This window comes from Rhizobium sp. RU33A, from assembly GCF_900156055.1.
In the GTDB taxonomy this organism is placed as follows: domain Bacteria; phylum Pseudomonadota; class Alphaproteobacteria; order Rhizobiales; family Rhizobiaceae; genus Allorhizobium.
The window spans coordinates 24,433-43,021 of the sequence record NZ_FTMQ01000007.1; the positions used below are offsets into that span (position 1 = coordinate 24,433).

Here is an 18,589-nt window from a genome sequence, read left to right on the forward strand (position 1 = left end):
ATATGTTTGATTTTCTTCCGCTTTTGCAGACGGCGTTTGCAAATCTCCTGACACCGAATTCCCTGTTCCTGGCAGCAGCAGCCTCGCTCGGAGGGTTCATCATCGGTGCCTTGCCGGGCCTGACCGCGACGATGGGTCTGGCGCTCCTGACCACGATGACGATCAACATGCCGGCCAATGATGCGATCCTTGTGCTGATCTGTACCTATGTTCTGGCGATTTATGGCGGCAGCCGCAGTGCAATCCTGCTGAATATCCCCGGCACGCCCTCGTCGGCCGCGACAGCGCTGGATGGCTTCGTTCTGGCGCGTAACGGTCGCGCGGGTGAAGCGATGGGCATGGCAACGGTCGGGTCGGCGTTTGGTACGCTGGTGGGCATCGCGCTTCTGGCGATCATCACACCGCCCCTTGGCGAGTTGGCATTGTCCTTCGGAGCCTATGAGTTCTTCTGGCTGGCGCTGGTCGGGGTCATGCTGTCTGGCTCGCTGTCGGGCAATGACCCGGTCAAAGGCTGGATCGCGGGGATCCTGGGTCTGCTGGTTGCCATGATCGGTCGCGAACCAGCCTATGGCGTGGAGCGTTTCACCTTTGGCTTTACCGAGATGATCGGGGGGATCCAGCTGCTGCCGGCTATGGTCGGCGCATTCGGATTTGCCGAAGTACTCTATGTCATGCGCCGGCGGATGAATGCGTCGATCTCGGATGCTTCAGACCGCGTCATGCCGCGTCTCGCCGATATGATCAAAATGCGCTGGACGATATTCCGCTCTGGTATTCTTGGAACTTTTATCGGGCTTTTGCCGGGAGTGGGTGAGGATATCGGTGCCTGGGTCTCCTATGGTATGGCCAAGCGCTTCTCGAAAAAGCCTGAAGAATACGGCCATGGATCAGTCGAGGGGCTGACCGCGGCCGAAACCGGCAACAACGCTTCGGTGCCCGGCGCGATTATTCCGGTTCTGACTTTGGGCATTCCCGGATCTGGCGTTGCGGCGGTTCTGATGGCAGCGCTCATCATCCATGGCGCGCAACCTGGTCCGCTGATGATGACGACAAATCCGCAGATGATTTATGACATCATCGCCATGCTGGTCATCGCCACCGTCTTCATCCTTATCCTGGGATTGGGGCTGACCCGTCTGATGATCATGGTGTTGCGCGTCAAGGATACCTGGCTGATGCCCCTGGTCGCGGTCATGTGTCTGATTGGGCCCTATGCGATCCAGTCTCGGTTCTTTGACATCTGGGTCGTCGTCGTCTTTGGCGTCATCGGCTTTGGTTTGCGGCTGATGAATTACTCCATGGCCCCTTTGGTCTTGGGTATTGTGTTGGGCACGATCCTGGACAGCAATATGCGCCGATCATTTACCCTGGCCAATGGCGACCTGACGCAGTTTGTCTCCCGTCCGATTTCTGCCTTTTTGGCAGCCATCGTCCTGATGATGATCCTGGCACAGATTGGGCCGGTGCGTCGTGCCGTGGGCAACGGCTGGGCGCGGTTGCGCCAGGGGCGTCACGCCGATGTTTGAGTGGCTAACGGGGGCTACTCGATTGTACGGCATCGTCGGTGATCCGATCGGCCAGGTTCGATCGCCCGAAATCGTGACGACGGCCCTGCAGGCGCGCGGGATCAATGCGGTTCTGCTGCCCATCCATGCAAGGCCAGATGCGTTTGACGGTGTGATGGCCGGTTTGAAGCGGATTGAAAACCTCGATGGCCTGATCCTGACATTGCCCTACAAGGCACGCGGGCTGGAGCATGTGGACACCTTGGGTCGCGAGGCCACAGCGGGTGGCGTGATCAATGCCATGCGGCGCGGCGCGGATGGCCGATGGCATGGCGAGATGTTTGACGGCCTGGGCTGCCTTGCGGCCTTGGCGGCTGCCGGCGTTCATCCGGCTGGCAAGCGCGTATTGCTGGTCGGCGCGGGCGGGGCGGGTGCGGCAATCGCGCTGGCGGTGGCGGACAAGCAGCCCTCCTTTCTTCGGATCGCAGAGATTGACGATGACCGCGCTTCGGCGCTGGTCAGAAGAATTTCTGCGGTGACCGGCGACCTGCCAGTCGATTTGGGACCCGCTGATCCAAGAGGCTTCGACCTTGTGATCAATGCCTCTCCGATGGGAATGGCCGATCGGCCTGAAAGCCCGCTTTTGCATCCCGTGACGGGATCGACCGTTGTCTTCGATGTGGTGGCAAAGCCGGCCGTGACGATGCTGATCGCCTCGGCTCTTGCCAATGGGGCGGTGGCCATCGGCGGGGCGGAGATGATCCGCGGACAGGTCGATCTGATCGCCGACTTCTTTGCCCAAACAAGCTTCAATATTGAAAAGGACTTGTGATGAAATTTCTGCGTTTCGGTGACATGGGGGCTGAACGCCCCGGGGTAATGGGCGATGATGGCAAGATCCGCGATATCTCCGGCCTGCTGCAGGATATCGACCCTGCCGCCTTCGCTTCGGGGGCACTTGAGCGTTTGGATCCTGCGGCAGTCATGGCCTGCCCGGAAGTGCCCGACGGAACACGTCTGGCTGCACCGGTTGCCCGAACGGGTAACTTCCTGGCCATCGGGTTGAACTATGTCCAGCATGCGCTGGAAACCAATTCACCCATTCCCGAAGAACCGATCCTATTCAACAAGGCTTCGTCCTGTATCAGCGGCCCGCATGATCCTGTGCTGCTACCGCCCGGCTCGGAAAAGCTTGATTGGGAGGTTGAGCTCGCCTTTGTCATCGGCAAACGCGCCTTTCGGGTGACCGAAGAGGAATCCCTTGCCCATGTGTTTGGCTATATGGTCTGCAATGATGTCTCGGAGCGGCATTTTCAGCTGGAGCGTGGTGGGCTTTGGACGAAGGGCAAGTGCTATCCGACGCATGGCCCGCTTGGACCCTATCTGGTTACCTCGGACGAAGTGGGGGATCCGCAGTCACTCGGCCTCTGGCTTGAAGTGAACGGTGAGCGCCTGCAAAACAGCAATACCGATGACATGATTTTCCCGGTGGCAAAAATCGTGTCTTACCTGTCGCAATTTCTGGTTCTGGAGCCCGGCGACATCGTCACCACCGGCACTCCGCAGGGCGTTGGATTGGGCATGGTGCCTGAACGTTTCTTGCGCGCGGGCGACGTTATGGCGTTGGGGATCGACAAGCTGGGTACCCAGCGTCAGACCGTGACACCGTTGGAGGGCTGATCCAATGCATGTTCTGATTATTGGTGCGGCTGGTATGATAGGGCACCGTCTAGCGGCAAGGCTAGGCGCTCAGCCTGTCCTGGGCGGAGAGAGCGTGACCCGAATGACGTTGGTGGATATGGTTGCGCCCAACGCGCCGGACGCCGCCATGCCTTGCGAGACAGTGGCTGGATCAATCGAGGATGCCGAGATCCGGCGTCGGATTCTCGCAGGCAGGCCAGAGGTTATCTTTCAGCTGGCCGCCGTTGTCTCAGGTGCGGCGGAGGCCGATTTCGACCTCGGTTGGCGTGTCAACGTGGCCGCTGTGCAGGCGTTGTGCGAAGATATCAGGAGAATTGGCTATAGCCCTCGCCTGATTACCACGTCATCGGTGGCAGTGTTTGGCGGTGACCTGCCTGATCCGGTGCCCGATACGCATCATCTGTCGCCGCAAAGCTCGTATGGAGCGCAAAAGGCCGTGGGCGAGCTGATCCTCGCTGATTTCACGCGCAAAGGCTTCATTGATGGGCGCACCGTGCGCCTGCCGACCATCGTTGTACGGCCTGGCGCACCCAATGCAGCGGCGTCGAGTTTCGTGTCCGGTATCATCCGCGAGCCGCTTAAGGGAGAGCGCGCCAAGCTCCCGGTGGCGCGCGACAGCCGGGTCTGGATTGCCTCGCCTGATCTTGCGGTTGCGTCGCTAATCCATGCCGCGACGCTTGCACCGAAGGCGCTAGGGGCTGCGGCGGTCGTGACGGCGCGCGGCCTCACTGTCAGCGTTCAGCAGATAATCGACGCTCTGGCGTTTGCTGCCGGCCCGGAGGTTGCCGCGCTGATTGACGATGAACCCGATCCTGCAGTGGCAGCGATTGTGGGGAGTTGGCCGCAGGGCTTTGATAGCGGGCTGGCGGTCGCACTCGGTTTTCCGACCGACGACAGCATCGAGCAGATCATCGCGCGCCATATAGCAGAGCATCATCCTCACTTGGCGCAGGCGGAATGAAGCGTGCTCCTTGCCGGTGTATTGATCGGACGGTCAGGCCAGCGCCCCTCTGGGCAGCTGTCCTGTTCGCAAATTCCTGCTCGCACATTCGGCATGATCAGCAGTGAAACAGTCGCGTTTGCGATGTTGAACCAATCGTGGCGCGGCAGGCGCTTTACGCTCCTATGCGATCAAGCCCTGCCATCCAACCGAGCCCCTCGCGGGTGGCGGCGGCCGGACGATATTCGCAGCCGACATAGCCCTGATATCCGACTGCGTCGATTTCGGTGAAGATCCTGCGGTCGTCTAGTTCCCCGGTGAGAGGTTCGTGTCGTTCTGGCACCGAGGCGATCTGGATATGACCGATCACTGGCGCCAACTGCCGGAGCGCCATGATCACGTCCCCATGCAGTATCTGCCGGTGGTAGACGTCGAACTGGAGCTTCACGTGTGCCGCATCCATTTCGGCGATGAAGTCGACTGCTCGATTGAAGTCGTTGAGGAAATAACCTGGCATATCGCGACCGTTGATCGGCTCGATAACGAGACCGATGCCGGCCTCACCTGTGCGGTCGGTGGCGCGCCTGAGGTTATCACGATAGCTGGCGATGGCCCCTGGATCGGTGGCTGGTGCTAATCCGGCCATCATGTGCAGCAGTGGCGTGCCGATCACCTTTGCGTAGGCGATTGCCATATCCAGGGCTGCTGCGAAATCGGCCTCGCGTCCCGGCAGAGCTGCCATGCCGCGCTCGCCTGCCGCCCAGTCACCGGGCGGCATATTAAAGAGCGCCTGGGCAAGGCCTGCCGCCTTCAGGTGCTCGGCGACCAGTTCGGCGGGGTGATCGTAGGGGAAGAGATATTCGACGGCCGTGAAGCCACACTCGGCTGCGGCTGCGAAACGGTCGAGGAAGGGAACCTCGTTGAACATCATCGACAGGTTGGCGGCAAATTTCGGCATGTCAGTCCTCGTCGTCCATACCCGGCAGCTTGATGCCGGCAATCTGTGCCAGCAGGCGCGCGACGGAGCTATCGTCGTCGCGTCCCATGCCGGCGGCTTCGGTCATGATGAAGAGCTGCAGGGCGGCGCTCGCAATCGGCAGGGGAAATTTCGTCTGCCGGCCTATATCGGAAACGATGCCAAGATCCTTGGTGAAGATCGCGACAGCACTGTGCGGCGTGTAGTCGCCTTCCAGCACATGTGGGATGCGGTTTTCGAACATCCAGCTATTGCCGGCCGACTTGGTGATCACGTCAAAGACGCGGGAAATGTCGAGGTCCATGCTCTTGGCGAATGTAATCGCCTCACAGGCGGCGGCGATGTGCACGCCCGCCAGCAGCTGGTTGACGATCTTGAAGGATGAGCCGATGCCGGGCTGATCACCGAGTTCGTAGACCGTGCCCGCCATCGCATCAAGGGCTGGTCGGGCAGCGGCGAAGGCTGCTGATGAGCCCGAGGCCATGAAGGTCAATTGGCCGGCTTCGGCCTTCTTCGAGCCGCCGCTGATCGGGCCATCGACATAGAGAAGACCGGCTTCCTCGGCGCGGGCGGCAAAGCGCTTGGCCTCAGCCGGCGAGATGGTGGCACAGGCAATAATGACGCCGCCCGGCTTCATGGCAGCGACCACACCGTACTCGCCAAAGAGCACGGTCTCTGTCTGGGCAGCGTTCACCACCACGATGACGGCGACATCGGCGCCCGCCACAGCATCGCCTGGATTGCTGCGGGCGGTGCCGCCGGCTGCCTCAAGCGCATTCAGCGTCTCGGCACTGATGTCAAAGCCACGCACGGCATGTCCGGCCCGGAGTAGCGAGCGAGCCATGCCGAGGCCCATGGAACCGAGGCCGACGACTGCGACGGACGGAAGGTGAGACATCAGCGAAAGCTCCTTTTGTAGCCCCGGATCAAAAGCATGGCCAGAATGATGACACCAAAGACAATCTGCCTGAAGGCTTCCGGCATCTCAGGACCTAGAGGATCAAGGACAGGAAAGTGATGAAGATGGCGCCGACGGTCTCAAGGTGAGCTCCTCCCAAAATTTCGTCACCTCGAAAACGCCAATCTCAGCGCTAACATAATTTTTTAAGCACATCCTCTAGCCACGATCAAGTGGAATATGTTAGCGCTGAGATAAGGTTTAAGGCGCGGTTCTGCACTGCAGATCGCGTGTCGCCGTCTTAGCCAATCGGGCAATGCGGCAGGGAAGGAGACGGGAACGAATGCAGCCGGAGACGCCGACGCTCACTCATGTGGCTCGCCTGGCAAATGTCAGTGAGAACACCGTGTCGCGGGTGATCCGTAACAAGGGCTCGATTGCGGAGGGAACTCGCAAGCGCGTTCTCGATGCTATCGATACGCTCGGCTACGTGCCCAATCGGGCGGCCGGTTCGCTCGCCTCCTCGGCCTCGCTGATCATTGGCGTGATCCTGCCTTCGCTCTCCAACATCGTTTTCCCCGAGGTGCTGCGCGGCATTCATGCGGGGCTTGCCAACACGCCTTATCAGCCGATGATCGGCGTCACCGATTATGATCTCGGCAAGGAGCAGCAGCTCGTCTCCTCGCTGCTCGCCTGGCAGCCGACAGCCCTGATCACCACCGGCTTCGAACACACGGACGCTGCGCGCCGGATGCTGGAGAACAGCCACATTCGTATTGCCGAACTTATGGATATCGACGATAGGCCGATCGATCTCGCGGTTGGCTTGTCCCACCGCCGGGCCGGTCGCGCGACCGCTGAACATCTGGTGCGGCGCGGCTATACCCGCATCGGTTATGTCGGCCACGACTGGACGGCCGACCGCCGCGCCCGCGCCCGCTATGACGGCCTCTGCGAAGCGCTGTCTGAAGCCGGCCTTTCCCTTGTCGTCGCGAAGCGCCATGACGGTCCGAGCTCAACGATTGCCGGCCGCGATACGCTGGCCGGCCTGCTTGGCGATGGCGCTGTGGCCGATGCTGTCGTCTTCTCCAACGACGACATGGCGGTCGGCGGCTTCATGCATTGTCTGGGCACCGGGATCCCGGTGCCGGAGCGGCTCGCCCTCTTCGGCTTCAACGGCCTGGAAATCGGCCAGGCGCTGCCAAAGCCCTTGTCGACCGTTCGTTCGAACCGCTTCAACATCGGCAAGACGGCGGTTGAGGCGCTTCTCGCGCAGGCCGAACGGCCGGGCGAGGCACAGATCATCGACACCGGATTTGCCATCATCGACGGCGCAACGGCCTAACCGCGCGCCACTTCACCGGAGACTGCCATGCTTTTGGGCGCCATTGCCGACGACCTCACCGGAGCCACCGACCTTGCGCTAATGCTGTCACGGGAGGGCATGCGGACCATCCAGACGATCGGTGTTCCCAAGGACAGTCTTGATCTTTCGGACGTCGACGCGGTGGTGGTTGCGCTGAAGTCGCGCACCAATCCCGCAGCTGAAGCTGTCGCCATGTCGCTCGAAGCCCTCTCTTTCCTGCAGGTGGCGGGTGCGAAACAGTTCCTGTTCAAATATTGCTCGACCTTCGATTCCAGTCCGGCCGGCAATATCGGTCCCGTTACCGAGGCGCTTATGCAGGCGCTTGGTACCGATCTAACGATTGTCTGCCCGGCTTTCCCGGCAAATGGCCGAACCATTTACAAGGGCCATCTCTTCGTCGGTGATCAGCTGCTGTCCGACAGCCCGATGCGCAATCATCCGCTGACGCCGATGACCGACAGCTCGCTGGTTCGCCTGATGGCCGGCCAGTCGCAGCTGAAGGTGGGGCTGGTGACCCGCGATACGGTGGGGCAGGGAGCGCACGCGGTTGCGCAAGCCTTCGAAGCTGCGCGTGGCAAGGGCGAACAGGCGCTGGTCGTCGATGCGCTGACGGATGCAGATTTACGTGTGATCGGCGAGGCCGCTGCCGCATTGACGCTGATCACTGGCGGCTCTGGCATCGCGCTCGGCTTGCCGGAGAATTTCCGCCGGGCCCGCCTGTTAAGGCCTGCGGGCGACCCACTCGCCTTTTCCGCGCCGGCGGGTCGGTCGATGATCCTTGCCGGGTCCTGTTCTGAAGCGACCCGCGGCCAGATCCGCACCGCGATCGAGGCGGGGGGGGCGACGCTCAAGCTCGACCCTATGGCGATTGCAGAAGGTCGCTTCCGGGTCGAGGAGGCCCTTTCCTGGGCGCTGGCCCAATCGACACGGGCACCACTGATTTATTCGAGTGCAGAGCCTGACGAGGTGAAAGCTGCCCAGGCTGCCCTCGGTCGCGAGAGGGCCGGATCGCTGATCGAGCACTTCCTCGCCGAGACCGCACTCGGCCTCAAGGCCGCTGGCGTCCGTCGCCTGATCGTCGCCGGTGGCGAGACCTCGGGTGCCGTGGTCGGGGCGCTTGCGCCCGACGCACTCTTCATCGGACCGGAGATCGATCCTGGTGTGCCCTGGACGCTGACGCTCGGACAGACGGAGCCGATGGCGCTGGCGCTGAAGTCCGGCAATTTCGGTGCGCCCGATTTCTTCCTCAAGGCCTGGGACCTCCTGCCATGACATCCATTCTCTCCGAGGAAACCCGCCTGCGCGACGAGATCGTTGAGGTCGGTAAATCCCTTTTCGATCGCTGCTTCACCTTCGGCTCTACCGGCAATATCAGCGCACGGCTCTCGAACGGCGAGATGCTGATGACGCCGACGAATGCCTCCATGGGGTCGCTCGATCCGGGCCGACTGTCGAAATTCACCGCCGAGGGCGTGCATCTCAGCGGCGACAAGCCGACCAAGGAAGCCTTCCTGCACCAGTGCATGTATTGCGCGCGGGAAAGCTCCGGCGCGGTCGTGCATCTGCATTCCACCCATGCAGTCGCCGTCAGCATTCTCGACGGTCTTGATCCCAACGATGTTCTGCCGCCGCTGACGGCCTATTACGTGATGCGGGTCGGGCGCCTGCCGATGGCCCCTTACTTTCCGCCAGGGGATGCAGCGCTCGCCGAAGCCGTGTGTGAAAGGGCTGAGCATAGCCATGCGGTCCTTCTGGCCAACCACGGCCCGGTCGTTGCGGGCAAGACGTTGAAAGAAGCACAGTATGCAATGGAGGAGCTGGAAGAGACCGCCAAGCTCTTCCTTATGCTGCGGGGCGAGCGCTTGCGGCCGCTGACGACGGAGCAGGCCGATGCTTTGCGCTCGATCTAGTCCAACCGTCTGCTGTGCGCCGCGGTTCTGGCAGAAACGGCTTGCCCCCGCGAGCCAGCGTCCACCAAGTGGAAAGGCTGTTGCCTCCCAATCCATACAGTGCCCAACTTCCATGGCTGTTGTGCCAGGCCTTAAGCTTTCCGAAACAAGCTTTTCCTTGATCTCGTCCGGCCATTTCGGTGAACGTCACCACCAGCGCTTGCCGCAGTACTCGCCTTCATTCCGCTGACGCATTCAGTCTTCAGGGGATCCATGGCCTAACGCTGATCGGCGGCACGGTTGTCGGTACCATGATGATCCTGCTGTTCCTCCCTGCACTTTATGCAACCTGGTTCAGGATCAAGCCACCCAAGCAGGAAGCTGGGCTACTGAACAATGATCTGGTACCTGTTTCTTCGACCGCTCTGTAACCCGCCTCCGGTCACTTGCGGGTGTACCCAAACCGCGGGTTGATCCACGCTTTACCCAGCGGGAAATTTGAGCTCCCGGTTTATGCGATCGGCTGCATCCGCAAGCGCTGTCTTGTCCGTCTTGATGCCTGATAAGGCGTCGTGCACTTCTTCCCCCAGAATGCGTTCAATTGCAGCATATTGTGGAATGTTGGGACGCTGCCACGTGTGAAGAAGGTTCTTTTTGGCCAATTGGTCAACGAAGCGTACGATTGGCGAACTGGCTGCGGCTTCCGGATCCGCACTGACCGAAAAACGCGGCGCAATTGGAAAGCCGTTCTTCACATGGGCCTTCATGGCTTCGCGGGAGGCCATCCAGGCGATCGCGTCAGCGGCAAGCTCTACGCGTTCCTCCGGGAGATTTGAGGGTATGCAGAACAGGAAGCCGCCGATCGGCGTGGCACGTGTGCCACCAGGCCCTGTAGGCTGTGGCAGGTATTCGACCCGCCGCTTCACCACGGACTGGACGTCGTATTCGAAACGCGCCGCCCGCATCGTCCAGAAATAGCCGAGACTGGCCTTCCCCTTCATGAAGACGTCCAGTGTCCGGTCCCAGGCCATGTTGAGGATGTCGGGTGGCGAGATCTCCATGAGCCGGCGCATGAAATCGAGCGCGGCAAGGCCCGCATCCGAAACGATGGTGCAGTGCAGCTCCTCCAGATTGACCCCTTCGAAGGTGAAGCCGGCCCTCGACTTTCGCAGCGAAATAGTCGGCTGGCCGCAGGCGCCAAGAAAGAACATGAAGCTTGAAGCAATCGGCATGCCGCGCGCGCCATCCCACACCGCCCCATACATGCCGTTTTGCGGTGCGTGGAAGTGCCGACCTGCGGACAGAACCTCCTCGAACTTGCGTGGGAAATCCAGGCCAGCTTCTGCAAAGAGATCCTTGCGGGCTGCGAGGATTTCGACCGTGCAATAGCCGGGAACGCCGTAATCCTGGCCATTCCAGCGCACTGTCGACCAGATGGAGGGATGGAAATCGAGCGGATTGATTCCGGTTTTCTGGATCAGCGCGTCAATCGGCCGGATGATGTCCTTTTCGGCAACCTCACCGAGCCAGGGCATGTTGATGGCGAGCACATCGTAATCCGAGACAGGCTTGGACCGGTTCTCCAGCACGCGGCGATAGAGATCCGGCAGGGGCAGAAGCTCGAAGTTCTTCCGCGAGGCGAGGTTGTTGCGGAAGTCGGCCCACATGTTGCGCACGGCCGAAAAATAGTTGTCGTCATTGAGAAGGAAGCGCAGCTCGATATGGGATTCCGCCCGCTTCTGCACGAGGCGCATCGGCGGGATGATGTGCGAGCCGAGCGGTGTCCCACCGAAGTAATAATCGTCCTCCTGCTCGCCCGCGCGCAATCCGAGCGTCTGGGCCAAGAGGGACTTCGTCTTGCCGGCATAGGCCTGGAAGGATTGCAGCAGTTTTTCGCTTGGTTGCAGGGAAAAGGTCTTGCCGGAGGTGCTCTTTGGCACCTTGATGATGTAGCCGCTGTCGACCATGCGATTGATCAGCCGCATCGAGGTGGCGTAGGGCAGGCCGGATTCCTGTCCCAGTGTAGAGATCGCGACGCTCTGGCTGTGAATATGCGCCTTGATCAGGAAGATCGCGATTTTCCAGACGGGATCCTCGTCGAAACCCGCGATCACCTCGTGAAAGGGGCGCCGGGTCTTTTCTAAAAATTCGATCACCCGGAGCATTTCGTAGTCGTTCACGTCGGCCTCCCGTCCGTCGCGCGTGGTGACGATGTTCCTAGCCATTGCCGCGCCCTTTGGCTAGGCGCGGTCGATGTTCATGCTGGTTTGTCGGGCGCTATTCGGCAGCCGGCGGAAGAATGCCGGCGCGGCGTTCGGACTGTTCGAAGAGAACGAAGAAGTCCTTGTCCGCCAAGCCCTCCGCATAGGCAGATTCATACTGCTGGCGGATCATCGACGCCATGTACATTGGGATATGGTCGGCCCGGGCGGCATCGAGGATGAGGTCGAAGTCCTTCATCATCTGCGCCACCGAGAAGGCCGGATCGAAATTACGCTGGACCAGCAGATCCCGCTTGTAGGCGATCAGGGGCGAGGCGACCGCGCTCTCGCAGATGACGTTGAGCATGGTGTCGAGCGAAAGATTGCCCTTGAGGCCGAGTGTCAGGGCCTCGCCGAGAAGCGCTGACGTGGCACCCACCATGGCGTTCAAAACCAGTTTCAGGTAGCGCGCCTCTTCCGCCTCGCCGACATAGAAGCGGCGCGCTGAAAAGCACTCGAAGATCGGTTCGGCATTTTTGTAGGCCTGTTCGGGTCCTGACGCCATGACCGAAAGCGTGCCGGCGGAGGCTGTCGCCGTGCTGCCCGAGACCGGTGCTCGCAGGTAATCCACGCCAAGGGCTGCCATGGCTTCGTTCACCTCGGCGGAGATCGCGGGCGAGACTGTGCTCATCTCGATCAGTGTTTGGCCGGCTTTCATCACGCCGGCGAGCCCTCCGGGTGCAAAGACAAGATCGCGCAAGACTGCGTCATTGGGAATGGTGAGGATAACCACGTCTGATACGGCGGCGAGATCTTCAAGCGTGTGGGCGACGTTTGCCCCCTCGGCGACGATCGTTGCACGGTTTTCCGGCAGCGGTTCGTAGACGTGCAGCCGATAGCCTGCATCCAGCACGCGGCGGCTCATGGGCGCACCCATCTTGCCGATGCCAGCCCAGCCGACCGAAACCTTGTCGTTCATGGTATCCTCCCGTGCCTGTCGTCCGTCGATCATGGCGAGCCATAGATCCGGCTATCGCATGGGGAGTGCACGCGCCGAGGCCGCGCAAGCTGCTGCGCGTCGTCACGTCCTCCCTGTGGCCATAATGGCGAAGTGCCGATCGAAAGCTCTGCACAAAATATCCGTTTCGGATAAATCTGGGGCTGTGAGGCGTTTGCTAATCCATTAGCGTTGCCATCGGATCGTTCAGCATTCCGTGGGAGGAAAAGCTGACAGAAACAACGAGAGGCTGCAGGTGTGCTTGATGGCGCCTTGCTAAGGCTTCTTGTTGTCTACAGTCAGGTCGAAGGGTCGAAGGGTCGAAGGGTCGAAGGGTCGAAGGGTCGAAGGGTCGAAGGGTCGGAGGAGGATCCGTGATGCGACAGCAAGAGGGATTTTCCGTCCGTCAGGGCGTGAATGCCGGCTGACCGCAAGGTCGCGCCGTCGCATGCCGAGATCGAGCAAGTTGTTTTGTGAAGGACAATGACGTGAAAGCAGTTCGATACTATACCCGTAAGGATATCCGGGTCGAAGATGTGCCCGCACCGTCTGGGCCGCTCGGCGACGACATGGTCCTGATCGAGCCGCTGGTCTGCGGCATTTGCGGAACGGATCTTCACGAATACATTGCCGGACCGATTGTCACGCCAACGACCCCGCATGTCTATTCCGGCGCGATCCTGCCGCAGATCCTCGGACATGAGTTTTCGGCGCGCGTGCTCGAGGTTGGCCGCAATGTCACCCATGTGGCACCCGGAACCCGGGTTTCCGTCCAGCCGCTCATTTCGCCACGCGACGACTATTACGGGCGCCGTGGGCTCTATCACCTGAGCGAAAAGATGGCCTGTGTCGGTCTCTCCTGGGATTGGGGTGGTATGGGCGAACTGGCTGTCGTCAATGGCTACAACGTCTTTCCGGTGCCCGATAGCGTCAGCGATGTTCAGGCCGCGATGATCGAACCGGCGGCCGTTGCCCTTTACGGGGTGGACCGCGGCGGGGTGGAAGCGGGCAGCACGGTTCTGGTTTCCGGTGTCGGGCCGATTGGCGCGCTTGTTCTGCTCGCCACACGCGCGGCCGGTGCCACCACCATCTTTGTCTCCGAGCTCAACCCCAATCGCCGGGCGCTGGCGAAAAAACTGGTGCCGGAGGCGATCGTCTTCGATCCGCGCGAAACCGATACGGCAGCCCTGTTCCGCCAGCATACCGAAGATGGGGTTGGCGTCGATGTGGCCCTCGAATGCGTGGGCGCGGAAGCCTCGCTCAATCTCTGTGCCGCCGCCGTCAGGCGCCAGGGCACCGTCGTTCAGGTCGGGTTGCACGTCAAACCCGCCGCCATCGACGCCATGCTGTGGGCATTGAAGGACATCACCGTTGAAGCCACCTGGTGCTATCCGGTGACGATCTGGCCACGGATTGCGCAGATGATCGGTGCCGGCATCTTCCCGGTCGAGCAGATCGTCACGGCGCAGATCGCGCCCGAGGATGTTGTCGACAAGGGCTTCGAGGCGCTGCTCGATCCGAACGCCTCGCACATGAAGATCCTCGTCAACATGAAGGGCTGAGCCCCGACGAGCGCTATCGCAGACTGCTGGCGAGACGAGACAATCGCAGCGGCACGACTGGCGATCACCACCGACATGCAGCGCCTGCCCGTGCAGGCGTCTTGCAAGACATAAACGCCTGACCCGAAGAGGTTTCGTCATGCATTACATCGTTCATTGCCTCGATCACCCCGGCGGTGTGGAGAAACGGCTCTCCCATTACGACGCCCACAAAGCCTATCTCGCAGCTGGCAAGACGAAGACCATCATCTCGGGTCCGCTGCTTGCAGACGATAACGAGACGATGATCGGCTCGCTCTTCCTGTTCGAGGCGGACACCAAGGAGGAGGTCGTCGCGTTCAACAAGGCCGATCCCTTCAGCGCCGCCGGCGTCTGGGCCTCCGTGAACATCCATCCTTTCAGCAAGCGGGTCGATAATCGATGAGCGCGACAGAAGAACGCCCGGTTGGAGCTGCGATCATCGGCCTTGGCTGGTGGGGCAAGAAAATGGCGACCCTCGTCAATGCCGGCGGCACGGACATGCGTTTCGTCCATGGCGTTGATCCCAATCCGGACGTGCAGGGTTTTGCCGCCGATCTCGGGATGCGGTTTTCCTCGGAGCTTTCGGCAGTGCTTGCTGATCCAGAGGTCGAAGCCGTCATCCTGGCGACGCCGCACTCGCTGCATCAGGAGCAGATCGCACAAGCCGTCGCGGCCGGAAAACATGTGTTTTGCGAAAAGCCGCTGGCCATGACCCGCAAGGATGCAGAAGCCTCCGTGGCGCTCTGCGAAGGCGCAGGCCTCGTTCTTGGCATGGGTCATGAACGCCGGTTCGAGCCGCCAATTGCCGAGATCATCGAGGCGGCAACCTCCGGCCGTCTCGGTCGCCTGTTGCAGATCGAATCCAATTTCAGTCATGACAAGTTTCTCACGCTCGATCCCTCCAATTGGCGGTTGAATGCCGAGCAGGCACCGGCAGGCGGCATGACAGCGACCGGCATTCACCTAACAGATCTTTCCGTCAAGCTGATGGGGCCTGCGGCAGATGTCCGCGTCGTCTGTGAAAATCTCGCCTCGCAAATCCCGCAAGGGGACACGATGAGCGCGCATGTCCGGTTCAAGGGCGGCGGCTCCGCCTATGTATCAGCAACGCTTGCGACGCCGTTCATATCCCGCTTCGCCGTCTTCGGCACGCTTGGATGGATCGAAGTGCGCGACAAGGCGCACGTCGAATCGCCGGACGGCTGGATCGTGACCGAGGGCTGGAAGGGGCAGCAGATCACCATTCGCGAAGTCGCTCCCGCCGAACCGGTCCGGGACAATCTGCGCGCCTTCGCTCGCGCGGTTCGCGGCCTCGACGTCTATCCGATCAGTGGCGACGAGATGATCAACAATATCGCATTGCTGGAAGCCATCATCCGATCCGCCCGCACGGGCCTGGTCGAGACACTTTGACAGGGAGGTTGTCATGAAAGCCTTGGTATTCGAAGCGCCGGACAGACCGGTGATCGCGGATCTGGCCATGCCGGAGATTTCCCCCAACGAGGTTCTGGTGCGAACCCGTGCGGTCGGCATCTGCCACTCCGACTACGAGCTGCTCGCCGGCCGCTACATCATCCCGATTTCCTATCCTGTGACACCGGGTCATGAGTGGAGCGGCGAAATCGTCGAGGTTGGCCGCAATGTCACGGGCTTCAAGGTTGGTGACAGGGTCGTGGGTGAATGCGTGGTGCGGACCCCCGAACGTCTCCACCATTTCGGTTTCTCCATGAGTGGTGCCGACCGCGAGTTCTTCAACGTCAATCCGGAATGGCTGCACAAACTGCCGGACGCAGTTGATGACAAGAAGGCGGCCCTGATCGAGCCCTTTACTTGCGGCTTCTATGCGGTCCTGCGTTCCGGCGGCACCAATGCGAGCGAGACCGTTGTCGTCTCCGGTGGCGGCACGATCGGCCTGGTTTCGGCGGCAGCCGCGATCGGCATGGGCGCTCGTGTGATTGTTGTTGATCCGCTGGCATCGCGTCGGGAGGTGGCACTGAAGCTTGGTGCAGTCGCCGCCCTTGATCCGACTGATGGGGGTGCAGCCGAGCATATCCGCGAGATGACCGGTGGCCACGGCGCGGATCTGGTTGTCGAAGCTTCCGGCCATGACGCATCGCTCGCGGCTGCTTTCGATTACGCGCGGGAAGACGGCCGTATGTCGATGGTTGGCATCAATATCGGCCGCAGTGTTCCTGTGGTTATCGGGCAGATCCAGATGAAAAATCTAACGGTGAGAGGGTGCATCGGTTCGCCTGGCGTCTGGCCGGCGGCAATCCGCTTTCTGGAAAGGACGGGCATCGACCTGTCCCCGATCCAGACTCATGACTATCTACTGACGGATGCCGTGCAGGCATTCAGCTTCGGCAAGGATGCGTCGAAGAGCATCAAGATTACTCTGTTGAATGGTTGAAAACATGACAAACCACGCCCTCATCGTTGGTGCGACCGGCATTGCCGGCAGCAATCTGGCCGAACATCTCCTGGCTCAGGGTGGCTGGGAGATCTCCGGCTTGTCGCGGTCGCAGAGCCCGATCTCTGCCGTAAAGACCCTGTCATGCGATCTCACGGATGCCGCCTCGGTGGCTACCGCCCTCGAAGGGGTGAGCCCGACGCATGTCTTCATCACGGCATGGTCGAGACAGGAGACGGAGGAGGAGAACTGCAAGGTAAACGGTGCGATTGTGCGCAACGTGCTCGACGCCCTTCGTGGCCGGGGCGTGCGCCACGTCGCTCTCGTCACCGGCACCAAGCATTATCTTGGCCCCTTCGAGGCCTATGCAAAGGTCGCGCCGCAGACGCCGTTCCGCGAAGAGCAGGAGCGCCTGCCCAACCAGAACTTCTATTACGTCCAGGAAGACGAGATCTTCGAGGCCGCGGCCCGGGAGCATTTCACCTGGTCGGTGCATCGTCCCCATACGCTGATAGGTTATGCCGTCGGGAATGCGATGAACATGGCGGCCACGCTCGGGGTCTATGCCTCGATCTGCAAGGAGACCGGCATGCCCTTCGTGTTTCCCGGTTCGGCCGAACAGTGGCAGGCAGCAACCGATGTGACCGATGCCCGCATCCTGGCCAATCAACTCGCCTGGGCGGCAACGACGCCAGCTGCAGCCGATACCGCATTCAACGTGGTCAATGGCGACATCTTCCGCTGGAAATGGCTCTGGCCGCGCATCGCTGCCTATTTCGGTATCGAAGCTGCCGACTATCCGGGAACGCCGCAGCCTCTCGAGGCAAAGATGGCCGATGCCGCGCCGATCTGGGATGCACTGGTGCAAAAGCATGGCCTGAAGCCCAATGCTTTGTCGCGCGTCGCCTCCTTCTGGCACACCGATGCCGATCTCGGCCGTCAGGTCGAGACCTTCAACGACATGGGCCGCAGCCGCAAGGCCGGCTTCCTCTCCTATCAGGACACCACCGCTTCCTTCACTGATGCTTTCGACCGCTTGCGCGCCGATCGCATCATCCCGTGATGGACAGAAGATAAAGGTGACGACATGACCATTGATCCGCGCAGCCACGAGGCCGAAAGCGCCTATTTTTCCGAGGATGACTCCGCTGAGGTCGTCATCGCACGGATAGCCAGCGACACCGATCCGCGACTGCGCGAGATCATGGATGCCGCCATCCGGCATCTGCATGCCTTCGTCAAAGAAGTGGAGCCGACCCAGGGGGAATGGGGCAGGGCGATCACCTTCCTGACCGAGACCGGGCAGATCTCAAACGACTGGCGGCAGGAGTATATTCTCCTGTCGGATATCCTGGGCGTCTCCATGCTCGTCGACGCGATCAACAACCGCAAGCCATCGGGCGCGACTGAGACGACGGTGCTCGGTCCCTTCCATGTCGCGGATGCACCTCGCTACGACAGTGGCGCCAATATCTGCCTCGATGGCAAGGGCGAACCGCTGCTGGTTACGGGGCGCGTCACCGACACGGAAGGCCAGCCGATTGCCGGCGCCCTACTCGACGTCTGGCAGGCCAATGAGGACGGATTTTATGATGTCCAGCAGAAGGGCGTGCAGCCCGAGATGAACCTGCGCGGCATCTTCACGACTGATGCCGATGGCCGATACTGGTTCAAGTCGGTGCGTCCGAAATACTATCCGATCCCGGATGACGGTCCCGTCGGCAAGTTGCTTGGGCAGATGGGCCGGCATCCCTATCGGCCAGCCCATATCCACTTCATCGTCGGTGCCGCCGGCTTTGAGCCGATCACCACGCATATCTTCACGCCGGATTGCCCTTATCTCAATTCCGATGCGGTGTTCGGCGTGAAGCAGGATCTGATCGCGGACTTCCATGCTGTCGACGATCCGGCAAGGGCCTCCCAACTCGGCTTTTCCAATCCCTTCGAGGCCGTCACCTGCGACTTCGTGTTGGTGACGCCGCAGCAGAAGCTGGATGCCTAGGCATGAAGGGCCATGACTATGGCGGCCCGCGGCGGGATGCTCGGAAACAGGCGATCTCACGCTCGCCCCGCGGCTGGGATACTAGGCCCCGACCGCCGTGTCGGCGGCAATGCTATCTAGG

Annotated in this window: 17 protein-coding genes and 1 pseudogene; 14 read left to right on the forward strand and 4 right to left on the reverse strand. The window is 61.1% G+C overall.

Features of this window, described 5'->3' with window-relative positions:
* Positions 1 to 2: 2 nt before the first annotated feature.
* The 4 genes from BW978_RS20420 to denD are packed head-to-tail and all read left to right on the forward strand — an operon-like array spanning position 3 to position 4,167.
* Positions 3 to 1,526 carry a tripartite tricarboxylate transporter permease gene (locus tag BW978_RS20420; RefSeq protein ID WP_076397681.1) on the forward strand — a complete coding sequence of 508 codons (1,524 nt, stop codon included), beginning with the start codon at positions 3 to 5 and terminating at the stop codon, positions 1,524 to 1,526.
* Positions 1,519 to 2,337, forward strand: coding sequence for a shikimate dehydrogenase family protein (locus BW978_RS20425; protein ID WP_076397682.1), 819 nt, complete (start codon positions 1,519 to 1,521; stop codon positions 2,335 to 2,337). The genes BW978_RS20420 and BW978_RS20425 overlap by 8 nt, the downstream gene beginning before the upstream one ends.
* On the forward strand, positions 2,337 to 3,185 hold the full coding sequence (locus tag BW978_RS20430) for a fumarylacetoacetate hydrolase family protein (protein WP_076397683.1): 849 nt from the start codon (positions 2,337 to 2,339) through the stop codon (positions 3,183 to 3,185). Before BW978_RS20425 ends, BW978_RS20430 begins: the two co-directional genes overlap by 1 nt.
* A 4-nt stretch (positions 3,186 to 3,189) precedes the next feature.
* Complete coding sequence (gene denD, locus BW978_RS20435) at positions 3,190 to 4,167, forward strand: D-erythronate dehydrogenase (protein WP_076397684.1); 978 nt, start codon at positions 3,190 to 3,192, stop codon at positions 4,165 to 4,167.
* A gap of 154 nt (positions 4,168 to 4,321) precedes the next feature.
* Here the strand turns inward: denD and otnI are convergent, their stop codons facing one another.
* Positions 4,322 to 5,104, reverse strand: a complete 783-nt coding sequence (gene otnI / locus BW978_RS20440; protein ID WP_076397685.1) for a 2-oxo-tetronate isomerase — start codon at positions 5,102 to 5,104, stop codon at positions 4,322 to 4,324.
* A 1-nt stretch (position 5,105) separates the two neighbouring features.
* Entirely contained in the window at positions 5,106 to 6,020 is a 915-nt protein-coding gene (gene ltnD, locus BW978_RS20445; protein ID WP_076397686.1) for an L-threonate dehydrogenase, read from the reverse strand.
* A 343-nt stretch (positions 6,021 to 6,363) separates the two neighbouring features.
* Here ltnD and BW978_RS20450 point away from each other — a divergent pair, with 343 nt between their 5' ends.
* The 4 genes and pseudogenes from BW978_RS20450 to BW978_RS20465 all read left to right on the forward strand — a co-directional run.
* Positions 6,364 to 7,365: a LacI family DNA-binding transcriptional regulator gene (locus tag BW978_RS20450; protein ID WP_076397687.1), complete on the forward strand. Its 1,002-nt coding sequence runs from the start codon at positions 6,364 to 6,366 to the stop codon at positions 7,363 to 7,365.
* Between the two features lie 27 nt (positions 7,366 to 7,392).
* On the forward strand, positions 7,393 to 8,658 hold the full coding sequence (gene otnK / locus BW978_RS20455) for a 3-oxo-tetronate kinase (RefSeq protein ID WP_076397688.1): 1,266 nt from the start codon (positions 7,393 to 7,395) through the stop codon (positions 8,656 to 8,658).
* On the forward strand, positions 8,655 to 9,296 hold the full coding sequence (otnC, locus tag BW978_RS20460; protein WP_076397689.1) for a 3-oxo-tetronate 4-phosphate decarboxylase: 642 nt from the start codon (positions 8,655 to 8,657) through the stop codon (positions 9,294 to 9,296). Before otnK ends, otnC begins: the two co-directional genes overlap by 4 nt.
* Before the next feature lie 195 nt (positions 9,297 to 9,491).
* Positions 9,492 to 9,706 (forward strand): annotated as a pseudogene (locus BW978_RS20465) (hypothetical protein); the annotation flags it as partial.
* A 51-nt stretch (positions 9,707 to 9,757) separates the two neighbouring features.
* Here the strand turns inward: BW978_RS20465 and BW978_RS20470 are convergent.
* Together BW978_RS20470 and BW978_RS20475 are read right to left on the reverse strand one after the other, a co-directional pair.
* Entirely contained in the window at positions 9,758 to 11,500 is a 1,743-nt protein-coding gene (locus BW978_RS20470) for an extracellular solute-binding protein (protein WP_076397690.1), read from the reverse strand.
* A gap of 52 nt (positions 11,501 to 11,552) precedes the next feature.
* Entirely contained in the window at positions 11,553 to 12,455 is a 903-nt protein-coding gene (locus tag BW978_RS20475; RefSeq protein WP_076397691.1) for an NAD(P)-dependent oxidoreductase, read from the reverse strand.
* 506 nt (positions 12,456 to 12,961) lie between these two features.
* Here BW978_RS20475 and BW978_RS20480 point away from each other — a divergent pair.
* From BW978_RS20480 to BW978_RS20505, 6 genes are all read left to right on the forward strand, one after another.
* Positions 12,962 to 14,035, forward strand: a complete 1,074-nt coding sequence (locus BW978_RS20480) for a 2,3-butanediol dehydrogenase (protein ID WP_076397692.1) — start codon at positions 12,962 to 12,964, stop codon at positions 14,033 to 14,035.
* 139 nt (positions 14,036 to 14,174) lie between these two features.
* A complete protein-coding gene (locus BW978_RS20485) occupies positions 14,175 to 14,459 on the forward strand; it encodes a YciI family protein (protein ID WP_076397693.1) in 285 nt (94 codons plus the stop codon).
* Entirely contained in the window at positions 14,456 to 15,469 is a 1,014-nt protein-coding gene (locus BW978_RS20490) for a Gfo/Idh/MocA family protein (RefSeq protein ID WP_076397694.1), read from the forward strand. The genes BW978_RS20485 and BW978_RS20490 overlap by 4 nt, the downstream gene beginning before the upstream one ends.
* Positions 15,470 to 15,482: 13 nt before the next feature.
* Positions 15,483 to 16,466 carry a zinc-dependent alcohol dehydrogenase gene (locus tag BW978_RS20495; RefSeq protein ID WP_076397695.1) on the forward strand — a complete coding sequence of 328 codons (984 nt, stop codon included), beginning with the start codon at positions 15,483 to 15,485 and terminating at the stop codon, positions 16,464 to 16,466.
* A gap of 4 nt (positions 16,467 to 16,470) precedes the next feature.
* Positions 16,471 to 17,529 carry an SDR family oxidoreductase gene (locus BW978_RS20500; RefSeq protein ID WP_076397828.1) on the forward strand — a complete coding sequence of 353 codons (1,059 nt, stop codon included), beginning with the start codon at positions 16,471 to 16,473 and terminating at the stop codon, positions 17,527 to 17,529.
* Positions 17,530 to 17,553: 24 nt separating this feature from the next.
* Positions 17,554 to 18,468, forward strand: coding sequence for an intradiol ring-cleavage dioxygenase (locus tag BW978_RS20505; protein WP_076397696.1), 915 nt, complete (start codon positions 17,554 to 17,556; stop codon positions 18,466 to 18,468).
* Positions 18,469 to 18,589 lie beyond the last annotated feature (121 nt).

Bases quoted from the DNA above. Each gene is read 5' to 3' on its own strand.
- BW978_RS20420 (WP_076397681.1), top strand. From the start codon at position 3: ATGTTTGATTTTCTTCCGCTTTTGCAGACGGCGTTTGCAAATCTCCTG.
- BW978_RS20425 (WP_076397682.1), top strand. From the start codon at position 1,519: ATGTTTGAGTGGCTAACGGGGGCTACTCGATTGTACGGCATCGTCGGT.
- BW978_RS20430 (WP_076397683.1), top strand. From the start codon at position 2,337: ATGAAATTTCTGCGTTTCGGTGACATGGGGGCTGAACGCCCCGGGGTA.
- denD (WP_076397684.1), top strand. From the start codon at position 3,190: ATGCATGTTCTGATTATTGGTGCGGCTGGTATGATAGGGCACCGTCTA.
- otnI (WP_076397685.1), bottom strand. From the start codon at position 5,104: ATGCCGAAATTTGCCGCCAACCTGTCGATGATGTTCAACGAGGTTCCC.
- ltnD (WP_076397686.1), bottom strand. From the start codon at position 6,020: ATGTCTCACCTTCCGTCCGTCGCAGTCGTCGGCCTCGGTTCCATGGGC.
- BW978_RS20450 (WP_076397687.1), top strand. From the start codon at position 6,364: ATGCAGCCGGAGACGCCGACGCTCACTCATGTGGCTCGCCTGGCAAAT.
- otnK (WP_076397688.1), top strand. From the start codon at position 7,393: ATGCTTTTGGGCGCCATTGCCGACGACCTCACCGGAGCCACCGACCTT.
- otnC (WP_076397689.1), top strand. From the start codon at position 8,655: ATGACATCCATTCTCTCCGAGGAAACCCGCCTGCGCGACGAGATCGTT.
- BW978_RS20470 (WP_076397690.1), bottom strand. From the start codon at position 11,500: ATGGCTAGGAACATCGTCACCACGCGCGACGGACGGGAGGCCGACGTG.
- BW978_RS20475 (WP_076397691.1), bottom strand. From the start codon at position 12,455: ATGAACGACAAGGTTTCGGTCGGCTGGGCTGGCATCGGCAAGATGGGT.
- BW978_RS20485 (WP_076397693.1), top strand. From the start codon at position 14,175: ATGCATTACATCGTTCATTGCCTCGATCACCCCGGCGGTGTGGAGAAA.
- BW978_RS20490 (WP_076397694.1), top strand. From the start codon at position 14,456: ATGAGCGCGACAGAAGAACGCCCGGTTGGAGCTGCGATCATCGGCCTT.
- BW978_RS20495 (WP_076397695.1), top strand. From the start codon at position 15,483: ATGAAAGCCTTGGTATTCGAAGCGCCGGACAGACCGGTGATCGCGGAT.
- BW978_RS20500 (WP_076397828.1), top strand. From the start codon at position 16,471: ATGACAAACCACGCCCTCATCGTTGGTGCGACCGGCATTGCCGGCAGC.
- BW978_RS20505 (WP_076397696.1), top strand. From the start codon at position 17,554: ATGACCATTGATCCGCGCAGCCACGAGGCCGAAAGCGCCTATTTTTCC.